This window comes from Curtobacterium sp. A7_M15, from assembly GCF_030705415.1.
GTDB lineage: Bacteria > Actinomycetota > Actinomycetes > Actinomycetales > Microbacteriaceae > Curtobacterium.
On record NZ_JAUZED010000190.1, the window covers coordinates 1 to 2,989 of the forward strand.

General features: G+C 74.0%; 3 protein-coding genes. All 3 read right to left on the reverse strand.

The annotated features are described in order from the left end of the window. A partial coding sequence (locus Q7F20_RS18165) for a serine/threonine-protein kinase (protein ID WP_305741459.1) occupies positions 1-784 on the reverse strand: 784 nt, incomplete at its 3' end. Positions 785-794: 10 nt separating this feature from the next. Further along, the gene (locus Q7F20_RS18170) at positions 795-1,601 is read right to left on the reverse strand and encodes a phosphatase PAP2 family protein (protein WP_305741460.1); all 807 of its coding nucleotides are present in this window, start codon (positions 1,599-1,601) and stop codon (positions 795-797) included. A 115-nt stretch (positions 1,602-1,716) separates the two neighbouring features. Further along, positions 1,717-2,989, reverse strand: a 1,273-nt coding sequence (locus tag Q7F20_RS18175) for a bifunctional 3'-5' exonuclease/DNA polymerase (protein WP_305741461.1), incomplete at its 5' end; no start/stop codon positions are given.

The window sequence follows — 2,989 nt, forward strand, 5'->3', positions numbered from 1 at the left end:
GCAGTCGCTGCGCCGCCTCGGCAGCCCTGGGCCGCTCCGCCGGGTCCTGCGCGGTCATCACGTGCAGCAGCGTGCGCCAGGCGGTCGGCAGGTGCTGGTCGATCTCCGGGCCGCGGGCGAGGCGGGCGGTCGCTGACTCGACCGCGGTGCCCGGGAACGGCTGCTTGCCGGTGAGCGCTTCGAGGAGCATCAGTCCGAGCGCGTAGACGTCGACCTTGCCGGTGATGGGCTGCGCCAGGACCTGCTCCGGCGCGATGTACGCCGCCGTACCGATCACCGTGCCGGTCTGGGTGGCGCGGGCGCCGTCCCGCAGCAGGGCGATGCCGAAGTCGGCGAGCTTGACGTGGACACCGTCGCTCTCGAGCAACACGTTCGCGGGCTTCACGTCGCGGTGGACCACACCCTGCGCGTGCGCCGCCGCGAGGCCGTCCGCGACCTGTGCCCCGACGCCGGCGGCGGTGGCCCGGTCGAGCGGCCCCTCGCGCAGCCGGGTCGCGAGGTCGCTCCCGGGGACGAGCTCCATCACGAGGTACGAGTCTCCGTCGACGTCGTCGAGCGCGGCGTCGTACAGGGTCACGAGCGCCGGACTGCGGAGCGTCGCGAGGGTCTGGATCTCCGCCTCGGCACGGGCACGTTCGCCGTGGTCGACCGCTCCGATGCGGAAGACCTTGACCGCCACCTCGCGTCCGAGCTGCTCGTCGACCGCCCGGTAGACGGAGGCCATGCCGCCGTGCCCGAGCGTTCCCGTGACTCGGTACCGACCGCCGAAGACCCGTTCTTCCATGCCGGGCAACCTACCGGGACGACCTGACGGGTCTCGCACCGCGGCGGAGCGCCGTGAGGTAGAGCCGGTGCGCCGTGACCACCAGCGCGAGCCAGGCGAGCCCGAGCGCCCACGCCGCCAGGACGTCGGTCAGCCAGTGGTGGCCGAGGAACACCCGCGAGATGCCGACCGAGACCACGAAGAACGTCCCGGCGACGATCGTCAGCACCCGGGTCACGAGTCTCGACTGGCGGAGGAGCAGCAGGTACACGATCGTCCCGACGATCACGGTGGCGTTGAGGGTGTGCCCGGAGGGGAACGACGGCGAGTGCTCGTACGGCGGGACGGCGTCGCGGAGCGGCGGACGGGCGCGACCGACGAGGTCCTTCCCCGCGATCGTCATGAGCAAGGAGCCGCCCGCTGCCGCGACGAGCAGCACGAGCGGCGTCCAGGCCCGACGCTGGATCGTGAACCCGACGAGGAACCCCAGTGCGACGATCGGCATCCCGATCGTGCCGGCGACGTCCGTCCACCACGTCACGAGGGTGTCGGCGGTCGGCGACCGGAGGGTGAGCATCCAGTCGAGCACGGGGCGGTCGAGCACGGCGACGTCGTCGGCCTCGCGCACCGCGTCGTACACCTCGGACGCCGCCCAGGTCGCGGTGGCGGCGACCCCGATGCCGATCGCGAGGGTGACCACGAGCAGCGGGAGCGCACCCCAGCGGTGGCCGAGCGCCGCCCAGCCGTCCGCCGACGCCCGGCCGGCGCGGGTGCGCCACGTCGTGAGGTCGACGTCGCCGACGCGTTGGTCGGGGGCCTCGGTGTGGTCGGACTGCATCGGTCCACCTTGCCCGAGTCCCGATGTGCGGGTGCGGGTGTCCAGTTCTTCGCGGTGCCGTGGTCGAGTCGCGGCCGCTCAGTCCTTCGCGGTGCCGTGGTCGAGTCGCGGCCGCTCAGTCCTTCGCCGCGCCGTAGTCGTCGACGACGGCAACCGAGAGCGGGAACACCACCGGGAAGTCGCGGAAGAGCAGCCGACCGGCATCGGCAGCGGCGGCCCGGATCTGCTCCGCCACCCACTCGGCGTGCTCGGCCGGCGTGTGCACCACGATCTCGTCGTGCACGAAGAACACCAGGTGCGGGCCGTCCGTCACCGGCCCCGGGAAGCGTCCGGCGAGCCGCGAGCGCAGCGCCCCCATCCACGCCAGTGCCCACTCGGCGGCCGTGCCCTGCACGACGAAGTTCCGGGTGAACCGCCCCCAGCTGCGCGCCCGCGACTCCACCGCCCGCTGCATGGCCGCCGTCCCCTCGACCGTGTAGGCCTGGTTCCGCGCCTCGAACCAGGCGGCGTCCGGCACCGGCGAGGTCCGACCGAGCAGCGTCGTCACGGGTTCGCCCCGCTCCCCCGCGCGGGCGGCGCGTTCGACGAGGCGGACGGCGTCCGGGAACGCGCGAGCGAGCCGCGGGACCAGCCTGCCGCCCTCACCCTGGGTCGCCCCGTACATCGCGCCGAGCATCGCGCCCTTGGCCTGTTGCCGGGTCTCGACCGCACCGGACGCCACGACGCCGTCGTACAGGTCGCGCCCGTCCCCGGCGGCCGCCATCGCCCGGTCGCCGGACATCGCCGCGAGCACGCGGGGTTCCAGCTGCGCCGCGTCCGCCACCACGAGCTTCCACCCGTCGTCGGCGACGACCGCGGCACGGATGCCCTTCGGCAGCTGCATCGCTCCCCCGCCGTCAGCCGCCCAGCGCCCGGTGACGACCCCGCCCACCAGGTACTTGGGGTGGAAGCGCCCGTCACGCACCCACTCGTCGAGCCAGGTCCAGCCGTTCGCGGTCAGCAACCGGGCGAGCCGCTTGTACTCGAGCAGCGGCCCGATCGCCGGGTGCTCGATCTCCTGCAGCTCCCACTTCCGCGTGCTCGTGACCATCAGGCCCGCTCGGCGCAACGACTTCAGGACGTCGGCGGGCGAGTCCGGGTTGAGCGACGGGTCGCCGAGACGCTCGCGCAGGACGGCGGCGATCTCCTCGAGCCGCCGAGGTCGCACCCCGTGCGGCACCCGCGGCCCGAGCGCGTCCTCGAGCAGCCGTTCGTGCACGTCGGCACGCCAGGGCAGCCCCGCGTGGAGCATCTCGGCCGCCACGAGCGCACCCGCGGACTCCGCCGTCACGAGGAGCCGCAGCGCCCCCGGAGCGGCGGACGACACGACCGCGTCGAGCTGCGCGCGC

Excerpts from the sequence above, each read along its gene's own strand:
- Q7F20_RS18170 (WP_305741460.1), bottom strand. The coding sequence starts at position 1,601 with ATGCAGTCCGACCACACCGAGGCCCCCGACCAACGCGTCGGCGACGTC.